At 66.3% G+C, this 26839-nt stretch carries 19 protein-coding genes; 9 read left to right on the top strand and 10 right to left on the bottom strand.

Annotation, left to right across the window (positions count from 1 at the left end):
• Window positions 1–29: 29 nt before the first annotated feature.
• Genes ACAG21_RS07105 through ddaH form a run of 3 tightly spaced genes read right to left on the bottom strand, consistent with a single transcriptional unit; the run spans window position 30 to window position 3600 of the window.
• Entirely contained in the window at window positions 30–1460 is a 1431-nt protein-coding gene (locus ACAG21_RS07105; protein WP_370495245.1) for an APC family permease, read from the bottom strand.
• A 29-nt stretch (window positions 1461–1489) separates the two neighbouring features.
• Complete coding sequence (gene rocD / locus ACAG21_RS07100) at window positions 1490–2725, bottom strand: ornithine--oxo-acid transaminase (RefSeq protein WP_370495244.1); 1236 nt, start codon at window positions 2723–2725, stop codon at window positions 1490–1492.
• Window positions 2722–3600 (bottom strand): dimethylargininase, encoded by an 879-nt coding sequence (gene ddaH, locus ACAG21_RS07095; RefSeq protein WP_370495243.1) that lies wholly within the window; start codon window positions 3598–3600, stop codon window positions 2722–2724. The genes rocD and ddaH overlap by 4 nt, the downstream gene beginning before the upstream one ends.
• Before the next feature lie 121 nt (window positions 3601–3721).
• Between ddaH and ACAG21_RS07090 the strand changes: the two genes are divergently transcribed.
• On the top strand, window positions 3722–4168 hold the full coding sequence (locus tag ACAG21_RS07090; RefSeq protein ID WP_342928035.1) for an Lrp/AsnC family transcriptional regulator: 447 nt from the start codon (window positions 3722–3724) through the stop codon (window positions 4166–4168).
• 86 nt (window positions 4169–4254) lie between these two features.
• Here the strand turns inward: ACAG21_RS07090 and ACAG21_RS07085 are convergent, their stop codons facing one another.
• Genes ACAG21_RS07085 through ACAG21_RS07070 form a run of 4 tightly spaced genes read right to left on the bottom strand, consistent with a single transcriptional unit; the run spans window position 4255 to window position 9422 of the window.
• Window positions 4255–6051, bottom strand: a complete 1797-nt coding sequence (locus ACAG21_RS07085) for a sulfatase-like hydrolase/transferase (RefSeq protein ID WP_370495242.1) — start codon at window positions 6049–6051, stop codon at window positions 4255–4257.
• Entirely contained in the window at window positions 6044–6496 is a 453-nt protein-coding gene (locus tag ACAG21_RS07080; protein WP_370495241.1) for an SRPBCC family protein, read from the bottom strand. The genes ACAG21_RS07085 and ACAG21_RS07080 overlap by 8 nt, the downstream gene beginning before the upstream one ends.
• Window positions 6497–6519: 23 nt before the next feature.
• Window positions 6520–7383: a CbiQ family ECF transporter T component gene (locus ACAG21_RS07075; protein ID WP_370495240.1), complete on the bottom strand. Its 864-nt coding sequence runs from the start codon at window positions 7381–7383 to the stop codon at window positions 6520–6522.
• Window positions 7380–9422 carry an ABC transporter ATP-binding protein gene (locus tag ACAG21_RS07070; RefSeq protein ID WP_370495239.1) on the bottom strand — a complete coding sequence of 681 codons (2043 nt, stop codon included), beginning with the start codon at window positions 9420–9422 and terminating at the stop codon, window positions 7380–7382. The genes ACAG21_RS07075 and ACAG21_RS07070 overlap by 4 nt, the downstream gene beginning before the upstream one ends.
• Before the next feature lie 129 nt (window positions 9423–9551).
• On the opposite strand from ACAG21_RS07070, the gene ACAG21_RS07065 reads away from it, so the two are divergent.
• Both ACAG21_RS07065 and ACAG21_RS07060 read left to right on the top strand, forming a co-directional pair.
• A complete protein-coding gene (locus ACAG21_RS07065; protein ID WP_370495238.1) occupies window positions 9552–10028 on the top strand; it encodes a MarR family winged helix-turn-helix transcriptional regulator in 477 nt (158 codons plus the stop codon).
• Between the two features lie 101 nt (window positions 10029–10129).
• A complete protein-coding gene (locus ACAG21_RS07060) occupies window positions 10130–12709 on the top strand; it encodes an ATP-binding cassette domain-containing protein (RefSeq protein ID WP_370495482.1) in 2580 nt (859 codons plus the stop codon).
• Here ACAG21_RS07060 and ACAG21_RS07055 read toward each other — a convergent pair.
• The gene (locus tag ACAG21_RS07055) at window positions 12668–13789 is read right to left on the bottom strand and encodes an esterase-like activity of phytase family protein (RefSeq protein ID WP_370495237.1); all 1122 of its coding nucleotides are present in this window, start codon (window positions 13787–13789) and stop codon (window positions 12668–12670) included. The two genes, ACAG21_RS07060 and ACAG21_RS07055, sit on opposite strands and share 42 nt — an antisense overlap.
• Window positions 13790–13979: 190 nt before the next feature.
• Between ACAG21_RS07055 and ACAG21_RS07050 the strand changes: the two genes are divergently transcribed.
• Window positions 13980–15926, top strand: a complete 1947-nt coding sequence (locus ACAG21_RS07050) for an acyl-CoA dehydrogenase (RefSeq protein ID WP_370495236.1) — start codon at window positions 13980–13982, stop codon at window positions 15924–15926.
• Between the two features lie 9 nt (window positions 15927–15935).
• Here ACAG21_RS07050 and ACAG21_RS07045 read toward each other — a convergent pair whose 3' ends face one another.
• Together ACAG21_RS07045 and ACAG21_RS07040 are read right to left on the bottom strand one after the other, a co-directional pair.
• Window positions 15936–17441: a nitrate/nitrite transporter gene (locus ACAG21_RS07045; protein ID WP_370495235.1), complete on the bottom strand. Its 1506-nt coding sequence runs from the start codon at window positions 17439–17441 to the stop codon at window positions 15936–15938.
• A gap of 189 nt (window positions 17442–17630) precedes the next feature.
• Window positions 17631–18119 (bottom strand): LppP/LprE family lipoprotein, encoded by a 489-nt coding sequence (locus ACAG21_RS07040; RefSeq protein WP_370495234.1) that lies wholly within the window; start codon window positions 18117–18119, stop codon window positions 17631–17633.
• Between the two features lie 321 nt (window positions 18120–18440).
• Here ACAG21_RS07040 and ACAG21_RS07035 point away from each other — a divergent pair, with 321 nt between their 5' ends.
• From ACAG21_RS07035 to ACAG21_RS07015, 5 genes are all read left to right on the top strand, one after another.
• On the top strand, window positions 18441–22637 hold the full coding sequence (locus ACAG21_RS07035) for a molybdopterin-dependent oxidoreductase (RefSeq protein WP_370495481.1): 4197 nt from the start codon (window positions 18441–18443) through the stop codon (window positions 22635–22637).
• Window positions 22638–22738: 101 nt separating this feature from the next.
• On the top strand, window positions 22739–23005 hold the full coding sequence (locus ACAG21_RS07030) for a hypothetical protein (RefSeq protein ID WP_370495233.1): 267 nt from the start codon (window positions 22739–22741) through the stop codon (window positions 23003–23005).
• Window positions 23006–23483: 478 nt separating this feature from the next.
• Window positions 23484–24416, top strand: coding sequence for a cysteine synthase A (cysK, locus tag ACAG21_RS07025; RefSeq protein WP_370495232.1), 933 nt, complete (start codon window positions 23484–23486; stop codon window positions 24414–24416).
• Window positions 24417–24418: 2 nt separating this feature from the next.
• Window positions 24419–25105, top strand: a complete 687-nt coding sequence (gene cysE / locus ACAG21_RS07020; protein ID WP_370495231.1) for a serine O-acetyltransferase — start codon at window positions 24419–24421, stop codon at window positions 25103–25105.
• An 87-nt stretch (window positions 25106–25192) separates the two neighbouring features.
• Complete coding sequence (locus ACAG21_RS07015; RefSeq protein WP_370495230.1) at window positions 25193–26839, top strand: NAD-dependent malic enzyme; 1647 nt, start codon at window positions 25193–25195, stop codon at window positions 26837–26839.

Raw genomic sequence — 26839 nt, 5'->3', positions numbered from 1 at the left:
GACAGCCACGCTGGCGTGTCCCTCGGCGATCACGACGAGGCGTCGTTGAGCGCGCTGTGGTGGCGGCCCCACACGAAGTAAAAGATCAACGCCACAAAGATCCAGCCGCTGAACGCGATCCAGGTGTACCAGTGCAGGCTGGACAGGATATAGCCGCAGGCCAGCACCGAAAGTACCGGCGTGACAGGGTAAAAGGGCACTTTGAACGCGCGGGGCAGGTCCGGCTCGCGCACCCGCAGAATGATCACGCCGACCCCGACGACGATGAACGCGACCAGCGTGCCGATCGAAACCATGTCCGCCAGCTTGTCCAGCGGGACGAGGCCACCCAATGTTCCGGTGACGACAGCGACGATCACCGTGTTCGACACCGGAGTCAACGTGCGTCTGTTGATCGACGCGAAGCGCGACGGCAACAGCCCGTCGCGGGCCATCGCGTACAAGATGCGGGTTTGGCCGTACATCGTGATCAGGGTGACGGTGAAAATCGAGATGACGGCGCCCGCGCACAGAATCGTGCTGGCCCAGCGTTGGTGTGTGACGTTGTCGAGGATGGTCGCCAACCCGGCGTCCTCCTGCCCGGCGAAATCCTGCCAGGGCTGGGTGCCCAGTGCGGCAAGCGCGACGAGGACGTAGACGGTGGTGACGGTGGTCAGCGCCGCGATCAGGGCGCGCGGCATGGTCTTTTGCGGGTCCTTCACCTCTTCGCCCGCGGTGGACACGGCGTCCAGGCCGATGAACGAGAAGAAGATCGTGCCCGCCGCCGAGCCGATGCCGGCCACGCCCAATGGGGCAAAGTCCTTGAGCTGGTTGGCGTCGAATGCGGTGAACGCAATGATCACGAACATGCCCAGCACGCCGAGCTTGATCATCACCATGATCGCGTTCACCCGCGCCGATTCGCTGGCGCCGCGGATCAGCAAGAGCGCACACATGGCGATCAGGATGACCGCCGGCAGATTCACATAGCCGGGGTCGGAATCCCACGGTGCCTCCGACAACGCATGCGGGAGCTCGAACCCGAACAAGTTGTGCAGCAGCTTGTTGACGTAGCCGCTCCAGCCCACCGACACCGCCGCGGTGGCCACGCCGTACTCCAGCAGCAGGCAGGCCGCGACCGCCATCGCGACAACCTCGCCCAGCGTCGCGTAGGCATACGAATACGACGACCCGGAAACCGGTACGGCCGAAGCCAATTCGGCGTAGCAGATGGCGGCCAGCCCGGCCGCGACGCCGGCGATGATGAACGAGACGATCACCCCGGGGCCGGCTTCCGGAACCGCCTGCGACAGCACGAAGAAAATGCCGGTGCCGATCGTCGAGCCGACCCCGAACATGGTCAGCTGGAACGCGGTGATGCCGCGTTTGAGGTGTTCGGCGGCCCCGGCTGCGACGGGCGCGCCGGATACCGGGCGGCGCCGCAGCATCTGTGCTGTCAGGCTGATCGAGCTGGCTGGCAAATGGCGCCCCCTCGTGCTGGATCAGCTGATTATGCCCGCAAGACGGCGACAAACTGGTCGATGGCCCAATCGATTTCTTGCTCGGTTATCACCAGGGGCGGCGCGAACCGCAGCGTCGAGCCGTGGGTGTCTTTGACCAGCACACCGCGCTCGGCCAGTCGCAGGCTCATTTCCTTGCCGGTGGCCAGGGTGGGCTCGATGTCGACGCCGGCCCACAAGCCGAAGCCACGCACCGCGACGATCCCGTCGCCGATCAAGTTCCGCAACCGTCCGTGCAGATGGGCACCCAATTCGGCCGAGCGGGCCTGGAATTCGCCCCGCGCCAGCATCGCGACCACCGTGGTGCCGACCGCGGCGGCCAGCGGGTTGCCCCCGAACGTCGAGCCGTGCTCGCCCGGGTGCAGCACGCCGAGGATGTCGCGGTCGGCGACCACCGCCGACAGCGGAACGACGCCCCCACCCAGCGCCTTGCCGAGCAGATAGACGTCGGGAACGACACCCCAGCGGTCGCAGGCGAACGTGTAGCCGGTGCGCGCCAGGCCCGATTGGATCTCGTCGGCGATCATCAGCACGTTGTGTCCGGTGCACAGCGCACGAACCGCCGGTAGGTAGTCGTCGGGCGGCACGATGATGCCGGCCTCGCCCTGGATCGGCTCGAGCAGCACCGCGACGGTGTTCTCGTCGATCGCGTCGGCCAAGGCCGCAGCGTCGCCGAACGGCACCGCACGAAAGCCGGGGGTGAACGGACCGAAGCCGCCCCGAGCTGTCGGGTCCGACGAGAAGCTGACGATGCTGATCGTGCGGCCGTGGAAATTGTTCTCGGCCACGACGATGTTGGCGCGGCCCTCGGGCACACCCTTGACGTCAGCGCCCCATTTACGGGCGACCTTGAGGCCGCTCTCGACGGCCTCGGCACCTGAGTTCATCGGCAGCACCATGTCTTTGCCGCACAACTCGGCAAGCCCAGCGCAGAACGGGCCCAGGCTCGCGGCGTGAAATGCGCGACTGACCAGCGTGACGGTGTCGAGCTGGGCGTGCGCTGTCGCGGTGATCTCCGGGTTACGGTGCCCGAAGTTGACCGCCGAATACGCGGCCAGGCAATCCAGATAGCGTCGGCCCTCGACGTCGGTGATCCAAGCCCCGTCGGCGCTTGCCGCCACCACGGGCAACGGCGAATAGTTGTGCGCTGCATGCTTTTCGACGAGTCCGATCGCGTTCTCGGTTTCGTCGCCGGCCAACGAAGTCGGGTGGTCCAGAATCGTCATTCAAACACCTCCAATGTGCAGCACTTGACTGAACCGCCCCCCTTGAGCAGCTCGCAGAGATCGACGCCGACGGGCTCGAAGCCCGCCTCCCGCAACTGGTTAGCGAAAACCGTTGCGGCGCAAGGATGCACGACATGCAGGCCGTCGGATACCACGTTGAGGCCAAGCACGTAGGCGTCCGCGCTTCCCACCACGATAGCGTCGGGAAACAGCGCGTGCAGTTGATCCTGAGCCGCTGCGCTGAACGCCGGAGGGTAGTAAGCGATCGTGTGGTCGTCAAGCACGGCCAGCGCGGTGTCGAGGTGATAGAACCGCGGGTCCACCAGCTCGAGTGAGACCACCGGCATGCGCAACGCCGCCGAGACCTCGGCATGTGCGCGCCGGTCGGTGCGAAAACCGTAGCCCGCCAACACCATTTCGCCGACCAGCAGCAGGTCGCCCTGCCCCTCGTTGACGTGGCGGGTCGTGACGGGCTGATAGCCCATCGACGACATCCACTCGCCGTACGCCACCGCCTCACCGGCCCGTTCCTGGTAGCGGAATCGGGCGACGATGGCGACCTCACCGGCGACGAAGCCACCGTTGGCGGCGTAGACCATATCCGGCAGACCAGCTACCGGCTCGACGATGTCCACGCGATGGCCGAGCCCGAGGTAGGTCTGCCGAAGGCCTTCCCACTGCGCGTGTGCGACGTCGACGTCCACGGGCGCGCTGGTGTCCATCCACGGGTTGATCGCGTACTCGACGGCGAAGTGCGTCGGCGGCGTCATCGCATACCGACGAGTCCGAGCTGATCTGGGCCGCTTGGGGGCGGCGTCTTGCCATGCCTCGGGCCGGGCGTGCGGGGCCGGGTCGGCGACGTAGTAATCCGTCATAGATCAAGGGTATTTGGGCGTCTGTACACAATCAAACGCCGATTATTGCGTGTCCATGAACGATTTATTGCGCTAGAGTGCTGTAGATAGCGATTTATTGCGCGGGCTTGAATGGAGGGCGATGGACCGCCTGGATGACACCGACGAGCGCATCCTGGCCGAGCTCACCGAGCATGCGCGGGCAACCTTCGCCGAGATCGGCGAGAAGGTGAATTTGTCCGCGCCGGCGGTGAAACGGCGCGTCGACCGGATGCTCGACAACGGCGTGATCAGGGGCTTCACCACGATCGTCGACCGCAATGCGCTCGGCTGGAACACCGAGGCCTATGTCCAGGTGTACTGCCACGGCACGATCGCGCCCGATCAGTTACGGGCGGCCTGGGTGGAGATGCCCGAGGTGGTCAGCGCCGCGACGGTAACCGGGACGTCGGATGCGATCCTGCATGTGCTGGCCCGCGATATGCGCCACCTGGAGTCCGCACTCGAACGCATCCGGGAAAGTGCCGACATCGAGCGCAGCGAGAGCATCGTTGTGCTGTCAAACCTGATCGACCGAATGCGCACGTAAGGCCACTGGCTCGCGAGCGTAAGTGCACTGCGATTTTCGGATCGATTTTTCGCAGTGTGCTTACGCTCGCGGGAAAGAGGGAAACCTCAGGCTCGCGGCTTAAACGTCAGCAGCCGGCGCCGCGCGGGCCGGGCCGCCGGCCGGCGAGTTGCGTAGGGCCAGGGCTGATTTCGTTCCGGCACCGAACTCGCCCGGGCCCCCTTGAGCTGCATCCGCAGGTGCTGCCGCAGGTCGTGCAGATCGGGATCGGTCCAGCGGTTGTTTGCTTCGATCGGGTCGGCGGTCAGGTCGTAGAGCTCCCACTGATCGTCGAGCGGAGACGTCCGATACGCCTCTCCCCCAAGGCCATTGGCGGCCAGATGACGAACGCCGGGCTCGGTCCAGGTGCCCGGGTCGTCGAAGGTGCGAACCAGCTTCCACAGATGTCCGTCGCCGCCGGCCTCGTCAACCCGCAGAACCAGACCCTCGAAATTCGAGGCGGTGTGCGCGGGAACCCGAATCCGCAGTGGCGCGGGCGGATTCACCGTCTGCTTCAGGCGTCGCGCCAGACCCGACGCACCGCTATCCCCTTCGAGCATGTTGTCGCGGGTCATCAGGTATACGGCCCGGGTGTCGTCGGCGGGTGCGCCGTCGACGACCGGCATGAGATCGCGACCCGGCAGCTCATGCACCTCCGAGAACGACTCCGCCAGTGTGGCAGCCACTTCCGCGACGTCGACACCAGCGGCACCGAGCAGCGTCGGGACCAGGTCGACATGCGATGTCGGCGCCGTGATTACCCGGGGCTGCGTCGCGCGCGCACCGATGCGGGCGATGACGAACGGAACACGAGTGGCCTCGTCGTAGAGGTTGAACCATTTTTGATGCAGCCCGCCGTGGGCGCCCAGCAGGTCGCCGTGATCGGCGGTGCGCACCAAAACGGCGTCCTGCGAACCACCTTCGGTGACGGCCCGTCTGACGCGATCGATCGGCCCGTCCACCTCGGCATGCAGGCGGTAGTACAGATCACGGTAGCGCTGCGCACCGCGCTCGTAGGTCCGGTCGATCGCGGGTGCCGGACCGTAGCCGGAGTAGTACGCCTCGCGGAAGGCGATTTGCGCCGCGGGCTTGGTCGACAGGTCTTCGTCGGCGGTGGGTGCCGGGGCGACCGGTGGCGGGTCCAGCGGCGACGGCTTGACCGGACTGCGCCGCGACCACAGCGGGAACAGCACGATGTCGTGGGGGTTGACGAAACTGGCGACCAGCAGGAACGGGCGCAGCGCGGACGCGTCGCCGGCGCGACGGCGCGCGTAGCGGTCGGTGAGCCACGCGACGACGCGATCGGCGATCAGCGGATCGCGTCGAATTCCGGCATTGCCCAGCAGCGCCCCGTGCGGCTCCGGGCCGACCCATCCGGAAAAGCCATACGGCCCAAGCGGATCCGCGTCGAGATAGCGTTGCACTGCAACCGGGTCGACGACGCCGTCGTCGTCATTGGTCGCCAGCGAACGGCCGGTGTTGCGGTCTTCGAGATCCGCGTGCGAGATGTGCCACTTCCCGTCATAGTGCGTGTCGTATCCGGCTGCGCGAAACCAGTTGCCCAGGGTGGGCACCTCGCCGGGACGAAGCCAGCGCATCCGGGAATCGTCTGCTGTCTTCCCGATGCCGTCGGTCTGGGTGACGCCGTGCAGATCGGGGTACTGCCCGGTGAAAACGGTCGGGCGGCTCGGCACGCAGGCGAGCGACCCGGTGTAGTGGCGGCCGAAACTGACGCCGTGGTCGTCGAACCACTTGCGTCCCGTCAGTACTCGATCGCGCCACGCCAGCACACCGGGCGTCTCGTACGGCGGCACCGCACGTTCCTCGTCGGTCATCAGGATGACGATGTCGGGGCGATCAGACACGCGCATTCTCCAATCGGTTGGCAAGCCCGGCGAGCATCGAATCAGACTGTCGCGCAGCGACTTGGCACACGACACGTTCGGCAAGCTGTTGCGGTGGCCAGGGCCCGATCTCGACGGTGGTGGTCAGCGTCACCACGGTCGAATCGTCCGACCCGGGCGCCAGCGTCCAGCGGTTGACCACCCGGCGCAGCAGCCGGGGCAGGCCCTCGATCTCGTAGGCGAGCGCGTGTGGCGGGTCGAACTCGGTGATGCGCTCGACCAGTGTGTCGCGTTTGACCTGGACTCGTCTCGTGGTGCCAACGGGTGCTCCGTTGGCCCCCGACGCCAATATGCATGAGTGGTCGACGTTGTCGGCCCAGGAAACGATGGCGCCGAAATCCGCCAGGACATCCCAGACCTCTTGCGGGCGCGCGGCAATGACACGAGTGCGCTGGATGTCGGCCACGCGCTTACGCTACGCGACAAGCCTTAAATCGGAGTGATGTGCAGCATTGTCTCGATCACCACCGAGGCGGACCCCGCCGCGACAAACAGCGCCAGCGCCACCCAGTCCGCCCGTTTCGGCCGGGCCGGAGATGCCGACAGCTGACCCGCGCCGCCGCGAGCGGTGATGGCGTCGCCCATCTCGTCGGCGCGCCGCAACGTCACGACCATGGCCGTCGCGAGCAAGTCGATCAGCTCCCGGCCCTGTTGCTTGCGCCGGGCCCTGCGGGTGGCAGGCAGCTCCTTGGGACGCAGCCGGCGGGCGGCGTAGAGCACCTGAAACTCCTCGATCAGCATCGGGAAGGCGCGCAACGCCAGCGCCAACGTCACGGCCCATTCGTCGACCGGGATCCGGAATACCTTCAACGGGCGGCCCAAAGCCGCCAGTGCGGGCCCGATTTCGGCGACATTGGTTGTCCAGGAAACGATCGCCCCGAGCGCTATCAACAGGATCGTCAATGCGGTCACCCGCAGGAAATGCAGTGACCCACCGAGGCCGACATGAAGCCCGCCCGCCGATACCACCGGACTACCGCCGGCGACCGCGGCGGTGATAAAGCCCAGCGCGATCATGAACCACATCCAGCGCGGTACCGATGGCATGGCACCGCGCGGAATGTGCGCCAACCACACCGCCGCGGTCGTCAGGGCCCCGAGCAGTCCGATGGTCACCCAACCCGGATAGAAGGTCAGCAGCACCGCGGTGCCGACAACGACCAGAAGTTTGGTGCCGGCCCACAACTTGTGGATGACGGTGTCTCCGGGAACCGGAACCAACAGCACGACCGGACGACGGGGTTTCTTGGTGGCGCCCTTGGCGGGTCGCGGTGATGATGCTGTCTCGGTCACGCCGCACCCCCAGTCGCGGTGGGCACCGTTTCCAGCACCCCGTCACGCAAATGCAACGTGCGCGGGCAAATTCCTTCCAGGCCGATGCTGTCGTGCGAGATCACCACCAGTGTCAGACCCTGCTCACGGCGCAGGCGCTCCAGCAGTGTCAGCAACCCGCGCTGGCTGGCGACATCCAATCCCGCCAGCGGCTCGTCGAGAATGAGCGCTCGCGGCGAACGCGCCAACATCCCGGCCAGCACCACGCGGCGCATTTGGCCACCGCTGAGCTGGTCGATGCGACGTTGCGCCAGCGCGGGCTGCAACCCGACCAAACCCAATGCCGCGGCCACCCGGTCTTCGTCTTCATGCGAAAAGCCCGCTGCCGAAGCCACTTCCAGGTTGACGTGGCTGCGCATCAATTGCAGCCGGGCCGACTGAAATGCCAACGCCACCACGCCGACATGCTCATGGGTGGGCTCGCCGTCGATCAGGCAGGCGCCCGTGGTGGGGACCGTCAGCCCGGCCATGATCCACCCGAGTGTCGACTTGCCCGAGCCGTTGTCGCCGTGGATCAACACACCGTCACCCTGCTCGGCGACGAAGTTGATATCGCGCAGCGCGGTCTTGGCCCACGGTGTGCCACTGGCGTATTCGTGCCCGACGCCGATGAGTTCGATGGCTCCGGCGTCGTGCCGCCGCGCCGGCGCGGCGCTCGACACCAACGCTTCGTCGAATCCGGTCGTGACGGTGTTATCCGACGATTCGCTGAGATTGATCGTGCGGTTTGCCGACGCGGCCTCGTCGTCGAAGTGGGTGATGTGCACCAGGGCAGTCCGGTGCCGTTTGGTGAGGCCCGACATCACGTCCAGCAAGGCGTCGCGGCCCCGCTGATCGATCATCGAGGTGACCTCGTCGGCGATGAGCAATGCGGGCTCTCGGGCGAGTGCCCCGGCGATCGCCAGACGCTGCAATTGCCCGCCCGACAGGCTTGACGTGTCGCTTTCGGCAAGGTCGTCCAGACCCACCTCATGCAGTAGCCGGCTCACGTCGACCTTCGCGTCCGGGGGTAAGCCCCACACCACATCGTCGGCAACCCGGGTGCCCAGCACTTGGCTCTTCGGGTGTTGCAGCACAAGCGCGGTGCCGCCCAGTCGGCCCAAACCCACCGCGCCGGGCCGGTGCACGGTTCCCGATGTCGGGCGCCGGCCGGCCAAGATCAGCATCAGCGTGGTCTTGCCGGAGCCGTTGGCGCCGGTGATCGCGACGTGCTCCCCGCTTCGCACCTCCAGGCTGACTTCGCGCAGTGCGTCCTTGGCCGCCTTGGGGTAACGGAACCGGACCCGGTCCAGCCGCACGGGCACCGGACCGATTCCGGCATCCGCAGGCATTTCGAGGTCGGGCGGGTCCAATTTGTGCACATCGGGGATGTCGCCCATCCGTTCCAGCAGCCGCGACAGCCCCGACCAGCCGATCAGCGTCACCAGCACGACGACGAACATCAAGTACGGCAGCACCAACCACGGCCAGTACTGCAGCCCCTCCGCGACGTAGCGCTGCAGCGCCGCGGCAACATTCGGCAGGTGTACCCAGCGCAAGAATGCGGCGACGCCGTTGACGTTCGCGGTCAGGACGCCAAAGATCAACTGCCGCAACCGAGTCAGCACCGCGAACACGCCGACCCAGGCAGCGCCCCAGAGGAATCCGGCAACCAGGGACGAGACGATCACCGTGGGTACGCCGCGGCCCTTGCGCTTGACGATGCCGCATATCCCGCCGACCCAGGCGGCGTCGACGACCATCGCCGAACTGCCCATTCCGGAGATCAAGAAAGCGATCACCGTCGCGGCGACGGCCGAGGCGATCAGCACCCGAGGACGGAAGCGGTAGGCGAGCAACCCCATCGGTACCGTGCCCAGCACGCCGAAGCCCTGAGCGAACGGGATGACCGCGGCGATGATTGCGGTCACCGCACAGAGCGCCCCCATCACAGCGGCCTGAGCTAATTCGTTCGGCTGCAGCGGTCCGCTCGTGCTGTGCCGAAGAGGGCGCAAGGTCACTTTCTCGATTGTGCCAGGCCGACACACCGGGCGCCGTTCGTTAGCGGCCCTTTGCTGGCCGGTGACGATTCGGTGTGTCAGGGCGGCAGCGGTTGGTCTCGCATAGCCAAGCTATGCAAGCATGAAGAGATGGACAACGTTGTCGACACCGCAAACGTCGCGGTTCAGCAGGGGCTGGGCGCAGACTTGCTCGCTGTGGTCGCGCGGCTGAACCGACTGGCTACCCAACGTATCCAGATGCCCCTGCCTTCGGCGCAGGCCAGACTACTTGCGACTGTCGAGGTTCACGGAGAAGCGCGCATCGGCGACCTCGCCGCCGTCGACCACTGCTCGCAACCCACGATGACCACCCAGGTGCGTCGACTCGAAGACGCGGGCCTGGTTAGCCGAACCGTCGACCCCGGCGATGCCCGTGCGGTCCGGATCCGCATCACCGACGAAGGGCGACGCACCCTGAACGCCGTCCGGGCCGACCGCGCGGCCGCGATCGAACCGCAACTGGCGATGCTCGAGCCCGCCGACCGCGAGGTGCTCGCGGAGGCGGTCCAGGTGCTGCGCCGCCTGCTCGACAATGCCGCGGCGACGCCGCGCCGCAACACACTGTGACCGGCGTGCACCCCTTGTGGGGCGATGACGGCCAGCGGGTAGACACTTAGTCAGTGGCTTCCGCCTTCCCAGCCTCACCGCTCACCGTTTTCGTCGGCTCGATGCGGTACGTGTTTGCCCCGGGCCGCGACGTGATCGTGGCGTACGGGGACTGGTGTGACATCCCGCTAGATCGGCTGGGTTTCGCCGCCCCGCCGCCGCCGATTCCGCAGCCAGATGTGCTGCTGCGCTTTGCCGAAACGCGCTGGGTCGCCATCGATAGGAGCCGCGGCGGCATCTTCGTCGACGGCTCTCGGGTGCCGACCGTCGACATCCGCGACGGCCTCGCGATCGCGCTCGGGGATCCCCAGCACGGGCCACGGCTGGTATTTCGGCTTGGCTCGCCCGCCAACCCGCCGGGGCCACCGCCCGGTGGGCCGCACCGGGCGCCTCAGCCGCCACCCATGCCGCGACCGCCGATGCCACCACCACCGCCGCAACAGCCGCCGATACAGCCACCGCCCGTCGCACCGCCGCCGCCGCGGCCACCGATGCCGCCTCCGCCGCAGCAGCCCCCGCCCGTCGCGCCGCAGATTCCGACGCAGCGGGAAACCCAGCGCATGCAGATCGGGCCGACGCGACAGCCGACGGTCGAGCAGCGCATTCCTCCGACGCCTCCGCCCGCGGTCGGGCCGCCGCCACCCCCGCCGCCGGCCGCACCACCACCCCCGCCGGCCGCGCCACCACCAGCACCCCCTCCACCGGCCGCGCCCCCGCCGCCCGCGGTTGGGCCGCCTCCGCCGGCCGCACCGCCTCCACCGCCCGCGCCACGAGAGCCAGCCGTCGCGCCGGAGGAACAGCCCAAGGGCCGTGGCCTGATCGAGCGGATGACCGATGCGACCCGCAAGCTGCGCGCAAGCCGTCCCGCCGAGGCCACCACCAACTTCCCTGCCGAGGAGCCGAACACGACCTATCGGCTGCCGCTGGCGACCGGTGCTCGCACGGTCGGCGTCAACGCCTACCGGCTGGGACTGGGCACCGACGGCCACGACCTGCTCACGGACGTGTCGTTCACGGCACGTCCGGGCACGCTCACCGCGGTCACGGGCCCGTCGGCCGCGCGCAATTCGGCGCTGCTGGGGCTGCTCGCTGGCACCCTGGCGCCCAGCACCGGGCGGCTCACCGTCGACAGCCACGACGTCTACGCCGAACCCGGCTCGATGCGCACCCGCATCGGGATCGTCGGGCGCAGCGAAACAATGCACCGGCGGCTGACCGTCGACCGAGCCCTGAGCTACACCGCCGAGCTGCGACTGCCGCCCGACACCACGCCCGAGCATCGCGATCGGGTGGTCGACCAGGTGCTCGAAGAGCTGGAGCTGACTGCGCACCGCACTACCCGGATCGGCAAGCTCGCACCGGAACTACGCCGGTGTGCATCGGTGGCGATTGAACTGATCACCCGGCCGAGCCTGCTTGTCGTCGACGAACCGGGCATCGGACTCGATGAGGAGCAAGAGGATCACGTGATGGCCGTGCTGCGACGGCAGGCCAACCTTGGTTGTGTCGTCGTGGTGGCCACCACCACACCGACCCACCTCACTATCTGCGACCAGGTACTGGTGCTCACGGCCGCCGGGACGATGGCCTTCGCCGGAGCGCCCCCGCAGATCCAGTCCGCGCTGGGCACCGCGGACTGGTCCGAAGCTCTCGCGCGGATAAGCGCCGATCCCGACGGGGCGCACCGTGCGTTCACCGCACGGCAACAGGCACAAGGTCCGACGGAACCGCCCGAGGTCGCCGCACCCTGGCCACCGCAGCAAGCGCCCACCCTGACCCGCCAGGCCTGGTTGGTCACGCGTCGCCAAACTCGGCTGCTGGTCGCGGACCCGCTCTATACCTTGTTCTTGCTGGCGCTGCCGTTCGCGTTGGCGGGGTTGGCCTTACTCATTCCCGGTGACTCCGGCCTGGGCCGGCCCGGCCCGACGAGCCGCAACCCCCATGAAGCCGTCGAGATCCTGGCCGCACTCAACATCGCCGCGGTAATTCTGGGTATCGCACTGACCATTCGCGAACTGGCCGGCGAGCGGCGCGTTTTCCGGCGCGAGCAAGCCGTCGGGCTTTCGACATCGGCATACCTGGCGGCCAAGATCGTCTTCTTCGGCGTGGCCGCGGCCGCGCTGGCAGGCATCGTGTTCGCGATCGTCATCGCCGACAAGGGCCAACCGACGCGCGGCGCCGTGTTGCTGAACAACGCCACCGCCGAGCTGTACGTCGGCGTGGCGCTGACGGCCATCGTCTCGGCGATCGTGGGTCTGGCGCTGTCGACCCTGGGCACGTCGCTGCGCGAGGTTCTGCCACTGGTGATCCCGGCAATTCTGGCCTCGGCGCTGTTCGCCGGCGGCCTGATCACACTGGTGGGCACCTGGGGCTACGACCAAATCTCCTGGTTCGTCCCGGCGCAGTGGGGCTTCGCGGCGTCCGCCTCGACCGTCGACCTACACAAGGTCGACCCCCAGGCCGCCGACATCCTGGTCTGGACGCACTATGCCGGCTGGTGGGTCTTCGACATGATCGTGCTCGCCAGCTTCGGCGCGCTGTGGGCCGGTTTTGCCCGGTACCGGCTTCGGCCGCCTGCCCGCGACACCGGCACGCGGCCGCTACATCGCGAACAGCAGAAACTGAGTGATACCCCTCGGTGAGAAATTGTTGTCGCTGACAAATACGACCGATTGACGGCCATCGGCCAATTTCGGTCCCAGGGTGATGCCTTCGATGTTGCCCAGCGGCGACAGGCCTGGTGTCGCCGTCATGTCGACCGCCAACGACTTCGTCATCGGCGTCAACATCACGTCCGTCATCGACGGCATGTCCAATACGTTTGTGGCAGAACCGATCTCGGCCCGATAGACGCGGATCGTCTGCGGCATGGAATCGGTCCGCTCGATCACCAGAAACGTCGTGTCCGTCAGCGCGACCAGATCCGAGACACCGTTCTCCTCGGCCGGCGGTGTGGGCGGCTCCATCGGGTAGGCGTACTGAGCCGTGGGCTTTCCGGTGGCGACGTCGAATTTGGTGAACCGGGTCAGCACCCGGTGCCCGTCACCGGTCTCGGGGCCGTCGTTGTAGCCCGGGTCCTCCATCGAGGCGAACACCGATCGACCGTCGGGTGTCAGCGTCACACCCTCGAGCGCCCGGTTGCGCCGCGGACCGGTCTGCTGGGCGGACATGGCCAGATTGGCCGGCAAGGTGAACTGTCCCAGATAGGCGCCGTCAAGTCCCGCGGTCCTGACCCACGGGTCCAGCAGCACCGGGCCCTCAGCCAGCCGCTCGCCTTCCGAACTCCAATACAACCGTTGCCGGACGCGGTCGAACGCGATGCCCTCCGGGTCGGGAGGAACCACCGGCGGCGTCGTGTTCAGCGCCAGCGGCCGAAACGGCTGACCCGACTGGTCCATCAGCGGGTGGGTGTCGGTGAACGTTACCCCGTCAATTCCTTTGTCGGACAGGGGCAATTGCACAACGTAGAACCGGACGGGGTTCTTCTCCGAACGGTCGTCGCTGATCACGTAGTAGAGTCGGCGCTCCGGGTCATAGCTGATTGCGGACAAGCCGCCGATCGCGGTGTCGCCGAAGGTGGTGCCGAAGGCGACCTGTGCCTGACCGAGATAGGCCAGCACCGGCCGCGGCGGGCTCGGCGGAGCCGACGGGCGCGCGGCGTCGCAACCGGTGAGCAACCAGGCGACACATAACCCGACCAGCGCCAGCAACCGGCCCCGCATCAAACGACTGCCGCCGCGAGCAGACCGTGCAGGCAGCCGACCTCTGACGCCGGGTTCTCCGAACAACGTCGCGGCCTGGGACATGACGCCATCTAATCGCATGGTGCCGCCTCCGCAACGCCGATTCACCGCCACACGATCGACACCGGCGGGTTGTTCCCGCGGAGCGTGCGGCAGGTTACCGTCGGGTATGGCGCCAGACACGACAAACACGGCCGAGCACCTGCGCGACGCGTTGGACGGACGTTTCCGGGACGCGAAGAACGAGACCCGCAAATGGCTAACCCAGGATCAGTTCCGGCCGCACTACACGCCGAACACGGTCCTGGCCCGCACCAAGGTGTTCGAGCAGATGAAGCTCATCGCCGCCGCGGGAATCCCCGGCGAGGGGTTCCGCAAGGAGCACGGCGGCACCGGCGACGTCGGCGCGGCGATCATGATGATCGAGATGCTGGCGATGTCGGATCTGTCCCTGATGGTCAAGGCCGGGGTGCAGTGGGGCCTGTTCGGCGGGGCCGTCGAAAACCTGGGCACCGAGCGCCATCACGAACCGTATGTGAAGAAGGTCATCAACCTCGAGCTGCGCGGGTGCTTCGCGATGACCGAAACCGGGCACGGCAGCGACGTGCAGTCGCTGGAGACGACAGCGACCTACGACGCGGAAACCGAAGAGTTCATCATCGACTCCCCCACCCCGACTGCCCGTAAGGACTACATCGGCGGGGCCGCCGAGACAGCAACGGTCGCAGCGGTTTTCGCGCAGCTGATCACCCCCGAGGACGGCGAGCCGGTCAACCACGGCGTGCACTGTGTCCTGGTCCCGATCCGCGACGCCGACGGCAACGATCTGCCTGGTGTGACGACGTCGGACTGTCACTACAAGGGCGGCCTGCCCGGTGTGGACAACGGCCGCATCATGTTCGACCATGTCCGCGTTCCGCGGGTGAACCTGTTGAACAAGTATGGCGACGTCGCGCCAGACGGCACGTACAGCTCCCCGATCGACAACCCGAACCGCCGGTTCTTCACGATGATCGGCACGCTGATCCGTGGCCGGATCACCGTCGGCGGCAGTGCCGGTAACGCCGCCCGCGTCGCGTTGGACATCGCTACTCGATACGCGTTGCAGCGCAGGCAGTTCAGCGCTCCCGGCGATGAGGGCGAAGTCCTGATCATGGACTACCTGGTGCACCAGCGGCGGCTGTTTCCGTTGATTGCCAAGTCGTATGCGCTGCAGTTCGCCCAGAACGAGCTGGTGTCCAAGTGCCACGACCTGCAGACGTCGGACTTTCCCGACGCCGAGGAGCAGCGCGAGCTGGAATCGCGTGCCGCCGGCCTCAAGGCGGCCAACACCTGGCATGCCAGCCGTGCCATTCAGGAGGCGCGCGAAGCGTGTGGCGGCGCGGGCTACATGGCCGAGAACCGGCTGATCGCCCTGCGGGCCGACACCGACGTGTTCACCACCTTCGAGGGTGACAACCACGTGCTGACCCAGCTGGTGGCCAAGGAACTGCTGACCGCCTACGCCGACGACATCAAGAGTATGAGCCCGGTCGATTGGGTTAGGTTCGCCGCCAACACCGTTGGCGAGCGGGTGCTGAAACGTACTGCGGCCGAAGCGATTATGCAAACCATCGTCGACTCTCGCCAGGACAGCGAAGAAGAGGGCAGCCTGTTCAACCGCGGCACCCAGGTGAACATGTTCGAAGAGCGCGAGGAATACCTGCTGTCGTCGGTCGCGCGCCGCCTCCAGGGCAAGTCCAAGGAGATGTCGGAGTTCGACGCGTTCAACGCCGTGCAGGATCATGTGCTGCACGCCGCGAGCGCACACATCGACCGGATCGTCTTGGAAGCATTCGTCGCCGGTATCGACGCCTGCGAAAACGACGCAGCGCGTGAGCTACTGGGGGTCGTCTGCGACCTGTACGCGCTGTCGGTGATCGAAGAAGACAAGGCCTGGTACATCGAGCATGGCTACCTGTCCACCGGGCGGGCCAAGGCGGTGACCCGCGGCATCAACGATCGGTGCCGGGCCCTGCGCCCGCATGCCAAGACACTGGTTGACGGCTTCGGCATCCCGGAGCCGTTGCGCTACGCCGAGATGCTGCACCCGGAAAACCTGCCCGAAGCCGACTGAACTCCCGGCTCAACCGGCGTCGACCGCATCGGCAAGGCTGCGCACGCTCAGCGGGCGACGCACGTATCTGCCCCAGGTCAGCAGTGCGGCAGCGACGTAGACGGCCAGGAAGACCCAGAACGCCGACGTCATCGTGCCGGTGCTGACATAGGACTGGCGCAACGCGAGGTTGATCCCGACGCCACCCAGGGATCCGGCGCCGGCGACGAAACCGATGACGATGCCCGAGATCACGCGGGACCACTGTCGCTGGTCGGCCTCGTCCATATTCAGGTTCCGGCTGCACGTTTCGAAGATGGTCGGGATCATCTTGTAGACCGATCCATTGCCCAACCCGGCCAGCGTGAACAGGGCGATGAAGCAGGTGACGTAGCCCGCCATCGCCGAGCGGCTGACCGGCCCGGCGTGCGGATCCTCGATGGTGCCGACCGTGATCAGCAGCCCGGCGGCCACGACCATGCTGACGAACACCACGAATGTGACGCGGCCCCCGCCGAGGCGGTCGGCCAGCCGGCCGCCGTAGATGCGGGACACCGCGGCCAGCAGCGGTCCGATGAAGGCCAGTTCGGCGGCATGCAGGGCGGCCTGGGAGTTGGTCTGCCCGCCGGCCACGAAGCTGGTCTGCAGTACCTGGGCGAAGGCGAACGAGAACCCGATGAACGTCCCGAAGGTGCCGAGATAGAGCAGCGAGAGCAGCCAGGTGTCGCGGGTGGAAAGCACCGCGGACAGCATCGATCGCAGCCGGCCGGGCTCCACCCGGTGCTGGGCGACGTTGTTCATGAAGAACGTGGCGCCGATGCCGGCGACCATCAACAGGACCACGTACAGGCCGCACACCCAGTACGGTTGCCGGTCACCGGCGGCGGCGATGACCACCAGCCCGACGATCTGGATCACCGGCACGCCCAGGTTGCCGATCCCGCCGGCGACCCCCAGTGCGGCGCCCTTGAGCCGGTGTGGATAGAAGGAGTTGGCGTTGCTCGCCGAGGCCGCGAAATTGCCGCCACCCATGCCGGACAGGGCCGCGCACACCAGGTACGGCCACAACGGCAGCCCCGGATGAGCCAGCAGCACCATGGCGCCGATGACCGGAACCACCAGGATGAAGGCCGAGAACATGGCCAGGTTGCGGCCCCCAAAGATCGCCGTTGCCACCGCGTACGTCGGCCGCAGGCACGCCCCGACCAGCGTGGCGGTGACACCGAGCATCAGCTTGTCGCCGGCGGAGAAGCCGTAGACGTCTCGGGGCATGAACAATGCCATCACCGGCCAGAGCGCCCATATCGCATAACCCAGGTGGACGATCGCCGCGGACCAGAACAGGTTGCGTCGCGCGATGGTCTTGCCGCCTGCCTCCCATGCCTCGAGATCTTCTGCGTCCCAATGCGAGAGGTGACGCGACCTAACCACTCGCTTGACCGTTCGAAGGAGGTTGGCTCTCGAATTGGATTGCGGGACTGTCGCAACCGCAGCTGGGCGAGAAGCTTCCCCGCTGTCCAGCACCTGCTGTTCCATCACCCTCCTGCGGCCCGGCGTCGGCCTTCCAGGGTGCCAGGCCGATGCCCGCGCGGCTGTCATTGCCGGCCCGAAGTCGCTGGTGAATTCCTGTAGAAATACTGGATGCATCGCCTCGTGCGGGCACCGTAATCCCTTCGATACCAAGACCTAATGCGGCGGAATGTCGGAACATGATGTGCGGTAGACCTATTGGTGCGGAATCTTGCCGAGTGCTTGCAGTGTGCCGTCAGACCCGATGTGGAACTTAACGGTGCCGATTCCCTTGGGACAACAAGGCTCTTCGTTCCCGGTCTGCCATTGGTACTGAACCGTGACCGCATCGTTGTCGCCGCCGGGCAACACCGTGATGTAAGGCTTGGGATTGGGCGTCGGTGTACCCAGTGGCCTGTCCTGGTCGAAGAACACCAGTTGCTGGGGAGTCGACTCACTGGCAATGGTCGGGATGATCTGCACCCAGTACAACCGGCAATTCTTGGTATGCCCGCGACCGATCTCGACCCAACTCGACCCGGCGACCTCGATGGGAACGGCGGCGATGGCCTGGCGCACGGTCGCCGCGCTCGGCCCGTCGGACTCCTTGCACGTGTCCGCTCGCGACGACGCCGGCGGTGGCGTTGGTTTTCCGCCGCAAGACGCGGCCAAGAAAGCCAGAAAAATCACAAAGTGACGACGCACATTGTGAGCTTAGCGAAAACTGTGAATGTGCCATTTGTTTGGTCGGAACCCCTGTTCTGAGGGGAAATTCCGAAGGATCGGTGGGTAATCTGGCCTCAGTCGCGGATCAATGCTGACCTGCGACTACGTGCTTGGCGGCGGATTTTCCGGACATCTCACATTTGCGTCCGGAGCCGGTGAGATCAAGCCGTAAAACGGCGGAAACATCGGACGCCCGATGCCGAAACATCCTTGTCGCACGATTTAGCGGATAGACCCTTGCGCGCCCGGAAGGAGGTCGTAGGCGTGGCTGCAGACCACGGTCAGGACACCGTGAACAGCATGTGCGCCTACTGTGGCGTGGGCTGCGGCATGGTGCTGCAGATCACAACCGACCCCGGCAGCGACGACCGTCACGTTGCGAAATCTGTTGGAAACAAAAGCCACCCGGCCAACTTCGGCCGCCTGTGCACCAAAGGCACAACGACCGCGGACATGCTGGCCGCACCGGGCCGGATGGATTCGGCGTATTGGCGCGCCGACCGTGGCGAATCCTTGGCGCGGATCGACATCGACGCCGCGATCACCCGCTCCGCCACGCAGCTGCGGGCCATCATCGACGAGCACGGCCCGGATGCCTTCGCCCTGTACGTATCCGGGCAGATGTCGCTGGAGGCGCAGTACCTCGCGAACAAGTTGACCAAGGGTTTCATCGGCACCAACCAGATCGAGTCGAACTCGCGACTGTGCATGGCCAGCGCGGGGTCCGGCTACAAGCTGTCGCTGGGCGCGGACGGACCGCCCGGGTCCTATCAGGATTTCGAGAAGGCCGACGTCTTCTTCGTCATCGGCGCCAATATGGCCGACTGCCATCCGATTCTGTTCCTGCGGATGATGGACCGGGTCAAGGCCGGCGCCAAGCTTATCGTCGTCGACCCGCGCCGCACCGCGACCGCGGAAAAAGCCGACCTCTTCCTGCAGATCTCGTCTGGCACAGACCTGGCTCTGCTCAACGGACTGCTGCACCTGATCGTCGAAAACGGCCACACCGACCCGGAATTCATCGCCGAGTTCACCGAGGGCTGGGATGAGATGCCGAGTTTCCTCGAACATTTCACGCCGGAGCGGGTCAGCAAGACCACGGGCATCCCCGCCGACGACATCCGGACCGCGGCCCGCTGGATCGGCGAAGCCGAGAACTTCGTGACCTGCTGGACGATGGGGCTCAACCAGAGCACCCACGGCACCTGGAACACCAATGCGATCTGCAACCTGCACTTGGCGACCGGGGCGATCTGCAAGCCGGGCAGCGGCCCGTTCTCGCTCACCGGGCAACCCAATGCGATGGGCGGGCGCGAAATGGGTTACATGGGACCCGGTCTGCCGGGCCAGCGGGTGGTGACATCGGCGGCAGATCGCGACTTTGTCGAGGACCAGTGGGGAATCCCCCGCGGAACGCTGCGCACCGAGGTCGGTACCGGCACCGTCGACATGTTCTCCCGCATGGCCAACGGAGAGATCAAGGCCTGCTGGATCATCTGCACCAATCCCGTTGCCAGCGTTGCCAATCGGAAGACGGTACTGGCCGGTCTGGAGAACGCCGAGCTGGTGATCGCCCAGGACGCCTTCCTCGAGACCGAGACCAACGGCTACGCCGACGTGTTGCTGCCCGCCGCGTTGTGGACAGAGTCCGAAGGCGTGATGATCAACTCCGAGCGCAACCTAACGCTGTTCCAGCCGGCCGTGCAAGCGCCCGGACAGGCGATGCCGGACTGGCAGATCATCGCCCGAATCGCTTGCGAGATGGGCTTTTCGGATGCCTTCAGCTATGACTGCGCCGAGGAGGTTTTCGAGGAGATCAAGCGGTTCTGGAATCCCAAGACGGGCTACGACCTGCGCGGTGCGAGCTATGACCGGCTGCGGCAGACTCCGCTGCAGTGGCCGTGTCCGCCCGATGGCGCCGATGACCGCAACCCGATCCGCTACCGCAACGACGGCGTCAGCCAGACTCAGCTGGTCCGCGAGGACGGCACGGTGCCACGGTTGGCCTTCCCCACCGCGAACGGTCGGGCGATGTTCTTCGCCCGACCGCACCTGTCGCCCGACGAGATGCCGGATGACGACTACCCGTTCCTGCTCAACACCGGTCGCCTCCCGCACCAATGGCACACGATGACCAAGACCGGCAAGGTGGCCAAACTCAACAAACTCAACTCGGGACCGTTCGTCGAAATCCACCCGGACGACGCCGCGCGGCTCGAGATCGCCGATGGCGATCAGGTCGAAATCGCTTCGCGCCGTGGGCGAGCCGTGCTTCCCGCCGCCCTCACCGACCGGGTGCGGCCGGGCAACTGTTTTGCGCCCTTCCACTGGAACGACGCGTTCGGCGAATACTTGTCGATCAACGCGGTCACCAATGACGCCGTGGACCCGGTGTCTTTCCAGCCCGAGTTCAAGGCGTGCGCGATCACCGTCACCAAGATCGCCTCCGCCACAACCGAATCCGACATGGAGCCCGAGCCTTCGTTGGCCACCGGCACAGCAGAGCCCGCTGCTACGGAAGTTATGGAAATCAGCGTGTCACAGGTTGACGCCCTCGCCGAAATCCTCGGTATCGCAAACGAACCTGCCCCCCAACTGGGTCCACTGGGCCGCACTTATCTGGCCGGGGTGCTGGCTGGATTGCGGTCGGAGGCCGGCCGCCGCACGGCCGGGGTCCCCACCCTGCCGCTCAACGCCCCACTCGACGCCAACACCCGGCTGTGGGTCGACGGTCTGCTCGCGGGGATGTTCGCGCGCACCGAGGCGCCGGCGCCGATGCCGGCTTTCACCCCGGCCTCCCCCGCCGCGCAGGCGCCGGCCGGCCCGCCCGCGGCCCCGGTGACCGCGGCAGAACCGAATCAAGCTCCGGTCGTGGTGTTGTGGGCGTCGCAGACCGGCAACGCCGAAGAACTCGCCGCCGACTGCGTTGCCCAGCTCGCAGAGGCGTCGCTACAGGTTGCGTCGCACAGCATGGGTGAGTTCCCGGTGGCCGACCTGGCCACCACGCGAGAACTGCTGGTGATCACCAGCACCACCGGTGACGGCGACGCACCCGATAACGGTGCCGCGCTGTGGCGCGCGCTGACCGGCGACGGCGCACCGCCGCTGTCCGGCACCCGCTATGCCGTATTGGCCCTGGGCGATTCGAACTATGACGACTTCTGCGGTTTCGGGCGCAAGCTCGACGAGCGGCTGGCGGAGCTGGGCGCGACCCGGATCGTCAACCGCGTCGACTGCGAACCCGACTACGAGGAGGCCGCCGCCGGCTGGATGAGCGGGGTGATCGAGGCGCTGCGGCGCACCCCCACCCGCGTCGGCGCCCCTTCGCCGTCCCCCGCCACGTCCGCGCCCCGTCCGGCGGCCCGCCCCCAGGCGCCCGCGTACAACAAGAAGCGCCCGCTGGTCACCAACATGATCAGCAACATCACCCTCAGCGGGCCGAACTCCGCAAAAGACGTACGGCAGATCGTCTTCGACGTTTCCGATGAGGCTGCCAGCTACGAAGCGGGCGACGCGCTCGGGGTGTGGCCGCGCAACAACGACCAGCTGGTCGACGAATGGCTGTCGGTCACCGGACTGAACGGGCAGACGCCGGTCGAGGTCGGCGAGCACGGCCTGATGTCGCTGCGTTCCGCGCTCACCGAGCGAATCGAGATCGCCCACATCAGCCGGGACCTGGTGCGGTTCGTGCAGGAGCGCACCGGCGACCCGAAACTCGCGGAACTGCTGAGGCCGGAAAACAAAGCCGCCCTGAGCAATTGGACCTGGGGACGCCAGTCAATCGACCTGCTGGCGCAGCTGCCGGTGTACGCGTCGGCCCACGAGTGGCTGCGGGTCCTCAAACGCCTGCAACCGCGGCTGTACTCGATCTCGTCGAGCCCCAAGGAGTGCCCGGGCGAAGCTCACCTGACCGTCTCTCCGGTGCGCTACAACTTCCAGGGCGTCCCCCGCCGCGGGGTATGTTCGACCTACCTTGCCGACCGCTCCCCCGGCGATCGCGTGGCCGTCTACCTGCAGCCGTCGAGCAACTTCCGGCCGCCGCGTGAGTCAGAGACGCCGATGATCATGATCGGCCCCGGAACCGGTATCGCGCCGTTTCGCGGCTTCCTGCAGGAGCGCCGCGCCCTCGGCCACACCGGGCCCAACTGGCTGTTCTTCGGCGAACAACACGCCGAGACGGACTACTACTACCGCGACGAGATCGAGAAGATGCACGCCGACGGGCTCCTGACCGAGCTGGACCTGGCGTTCTCCCGGGACCAGCAGGAGAAGGTCTACGTCCAGCACCTGATGCGCAAGCGTGGCGCCGAGCTGTGGAGCTGGTTGCAGGACGGCGCCCAGCTGTATGTCTGTGGCAGTGCCGACCCCATGGCCAAAGACGTCGACCGCGCGCTGTGCGACATCGCGGCCGAGCACGGCAACCTCGACCTGGACGAGGCGAAAGAATACGTCCAATCGCTCAGCGCGGACAAGCGCTACCACCGCGACGTCTACTAGGACTTCGTAATACGGCGGAAACGCCGGACAAGCGTGGCTGAAACATCGCTGTCGCACCATGTGCTCAACAACAGGTGCGTACGCGATGAAGGGGTGCCTGCATGACGACTGACGAACACCTCGGTGACCAGGAATTACCGACGGGTGAAGTTGCGTGGGCGGGACTGCCGATCAACCTGGATTTTGCGTTCTCCTACGCCCAGCGTGACAAGGTCTACATGCAGCACCTCACCCGCAAGCGCTGGTGCGCGCTACGCCCGCACGCACATGACTCCGACGTCGACCGGGCCGACTCCCAGACCGACGATGCCGACGTGGAGCAGTCGCATGTCGAGTGGCTGAGCGACGATCGGCGCCACGCCGGGTAGCACACCGAACGACCTGCGCCGACGCAAGTCGGCTCCCCCGGCCCCACGCCGTGATCGGTCAGATCGCTTGTCGCCGTTGATATTTCATCGGTGGAAGGTACTGCCCGCATACCAATAGCGCGGGCGGTAGGCGCCACGAAGTAGCCCGACGCCAGCGACCTGAACTGGGCCTATAGGCCGTGCCCTATAGTGGTGCCTATGCACCAGGCCATACAGCCGCGCCTTGTCCTCACGCGCTGCCTAGCTGTGGACTGTTGTTGTTGCTGCTGTCGTTGATTTCCCGGCGCATTCTTCTCATTCGAAATCACAGCACGCGAGGCCTTTGCGATCACCGACGAACCCCTACCATCGCCAACCAGGCAACCGCCGTATCCGGACTCATAGGACTATTCCAAGTGCCAATAACGTTGATGTGCAGCATATCCGACATCACCTGCCCGGCTGACGAATCTTACATCGATATCGTGGAGGAAGTTTCATGAGCATCGCCGAGGACATCACCCAGCTCGTTGGACGGACGCCGCTGGTCCGGTTGAACCGGGTCACCGCCGGCGCAGGTGCGGACGTCGTTGCCAAGCTGGAATCGTTCAACCCGGCGAATAGCGTGAAGGACCGCTTGGGCGTGGCGATGATCGACGCCGCCGAGGAGGCGGGCTTGATCAAGCCAGACACCATCATTCTCGAGCCGACGAGCGGTAACACCGGGATCGCATTGGCTATGGTGGCCGCGGCGCGCGGCTACAAGCTGGTGCTGACGATGCCGGAGACGATGAGTATCGAACGCCGCAAGGTGTTGCGCGCCTACGGCGCCGAGATCATCCTCACTCCCGGTTCGGACGGCATGCCCGGAGCCATCGCAAAGGCGGAGGAACTGGCCAAAACCGACCAGCGCTATTTCGTGCCTCAGCAGTTCGAGAACCCGGCCAACCCGGCGATACACCGCAAGACCACCGCCGAAGAGGTCTGGCGCGACACCGACGGCAAAATCGATTTCTTCGTAGCGGGTGTCGGCACCGGCGGCACCCTCACCGGTGTCGCCCAGATCATCAAGGAACGCAAACCCTCGGTGCAATTCGTGGCCGTCGAGCCGGCCGCGTCGCCGGTCCTGTCCGGTGGCCAGAAGGGACCGCACCCCATTCAGGGCATCGGCGCCGGATTCATCCCGCCGGTGCTCGACCTCGATCTGGTAGACGAGATCATCGCCGTCGGCAACGACGATTCGATCAACCTGGCCCGGCGACTGGCCCGCGAGGAGGGGCTGCTGGTCGGCATCTCGTCCGGTGCGGCTGTGGTGGCGGCGCTTCAAGTCGCCCGTCGGCCGGAGAATGCCGGCAAGCTGATCGTCGTCGTGTTGCCGTCCTTCGGTGAACGGTATTTGAGTACGCCGCTTTTCGCCGACCTGGCGGACTAGTCATGTTCGAGACCATGCGGCGCGACATCCGGGCGGCCAAGGACCGAGACCCGGCCAGGCCGACGACGCTGCAGGTCATCTTCGCCTACCCCGGCGTGCACGCGATCTGGGGTCATCGGATCAGCCACCGACTATGGAACCGCGGCGCCCGGCTGGCCGCACGCGTACTGGCGGAACTCACCCGCATCCTGACCGGGGTTGAGATCCATCCGGGCGCGACTCTGGGCTCAGGGCTGTTCATCGACCACGCCACCGGCATCGTGATCGGCGAAACCGCGGAGGTGGGCGACGACGTCACGATCTATCACGGCGTCACGCTCGGCGGCACGGGCGCGGATCTCGGCAAACGCCATCCCACGATCGGTGACCGCGTCATTATCGGCGCCGGCGCCAAGGTCCTGGGCCCGATCAAAATCGGCGACGACAGCCGGATCGGCGCCAACGCCGTCGTCGTCAAAGAGGTACCGACCAGCTCCGTCGTCGTCGGCGTTCCCGGTCAGGTCGTCACCCGCCTGGCCCGCGGCCACGAGGACGACGCGCTGATGCCCGATCTGGTCGGCGTCAGCCTGCAGTCCCTGCTCACCCGGGTGGCGCGGCTCGAAGCCGCAAGCGGGGACGACACCGAGAACGGCCGGCTAATCAGGCCGCCCGAAGCCGGGGTGTGGCACGGCGAGGACTTCTCCATCTGACGCGGCTTTCAGTTGCTCTTCAAGATCCGTTTACCGCGATCAGCGCTACCGTGACTTGACGTACCGACTCGACAACGGAGGCTTCCGATGAGCGACGGCCACGTGCCACGGATTCCGACAGCGATGTCCTCGCCCAGCCTCAACCGCGGCGTCGGCTTCACTCACGAAGAGCGGCGGCGGCTCGGGCTGACCGGGCGGCTTCCGTCGGCGGTGCTCACACTGGAACAGCAAGCCGACCGAGTTTGGCACCAATTACAAAGCATGTCAACGGATCTCGGGCGCAATCTGCTTCTTGAGCAGCTGCACTACCGCCACGAGTTGCTGTATTACAAAGTGCTCGAAGATCACCTACCCGAGCTGATGCCGGTGGTCTACACACCCACGGTCGGCGAGGCCATTCAACGCTTCTCCGACGAATACCGCGGTCAGCGCGGCCTGTTTCTGAGCATCGACGAACCCGACGAGATCGCCGACGCATTCCAGACGTTCGGCTTGGGATCCGACGATGTCGACCTGATCGTGTGCACCGACGCCGAAGCCATCCTGGGCATCGGCGACTGGGGCGTCGGCGGCATTCAAATCGCGGTAGGCAAGTTGGCGCTCTACACCGCCGGCGGCGGTATCGACCCACGCCGCTGTATCGCGGTGTCACTCGATGTCGGCACGAATAACGAACAGCTGCTGCAGGATCCGTACTATCTGGGCAATCGCCACCCGCGGCGCCAGGGCGCCGAATACGACGACTTCATTAAGCGCTACATCGAGACCGCCAACCGGTTGTTCCCCAAGGCCATCCTGCATTTCGAGGACTTCGGGCCGATCAACGCGCGCAAGATCCTGCGGACCTACGGCGACGACTACTGCGTGTTCAACGATGACGTGCAGGGTACCGGCGCCGTGGTGGTGGCCGCCGCGCACGGCGGAGCGCATGTCACCGGGGTGCCCCTTCGAAAGCAGAAGACGATCGTGTTCGGCGCCGGAACCGCCGGAATCGGTGTCGCGGACCAGATCCGCGACGCGATGGTCGACGACGGCGCCAGCATCGAGCAGGCCACGTCTGCGATATGGGCGATCGACAAGCAGGGGTTGCTTTTCGACGACATGGACGACCTGCGCGATTTCCAGGTGCCCTACGCCAAGAATCGTCAACAGTTGGGGGTGGCGGCCGACGAACGAATCGGTCTGGTCGACGCCATCCAATTGGCCTCCCCCACGCTGCTGCTGGGATGCTCAACCGTTTTCGGCGCATTCACCCGCGAGGTCGTGGAGGCGATGACAGCGTCCTGCGAACGCCCGATGATCTTCCCGCTGTCCAACCCGACCTCACGGATGGAAGCCATGCCGGCCGACGTGCTGGCGTGGTCGAACGGCCGGGCGCTGGTAGCGACCGGAACCCCGGTCGCCCCAACCGAATACAACGGCCTCACCTACACCATCGGCCAGGCCAACAACGTGCTGGTGTTCCCCGGGCTCGGGCTGGGCATCATCGTAGCCGGAGCACGGAGGCTAACCCCGGCCATGTTGCACGCGGCCGCGAAAGCCATTGCGGGACAGGCCAGCCCAACGAAAATCGGGGACTCACTGCTGCCGGATGTGCAGAACTTGTGCGCGATCTCGTCTGCGGTCGCCGAGGCCGTCTATCATGCCGCCGTCGCGGACGGGGTCGCCACCCGAACCCACGACGACCCTCGCCAAGTCGCCCTCGACACGATGTGGCGCCCCAGCTATGACTAG

This window comes from Mycobacterium sp. pR1184 (assembly GCF_041287235.1).
Classification (GTDB): Bacteria; Actinomycetota; Actinomycetes; order Mycobacteriales; family Mycobacteriaceae; genus Mycobacterium.
This window is presented reverse-complemented; position numbering and strand designations above follow the sequence as displayed.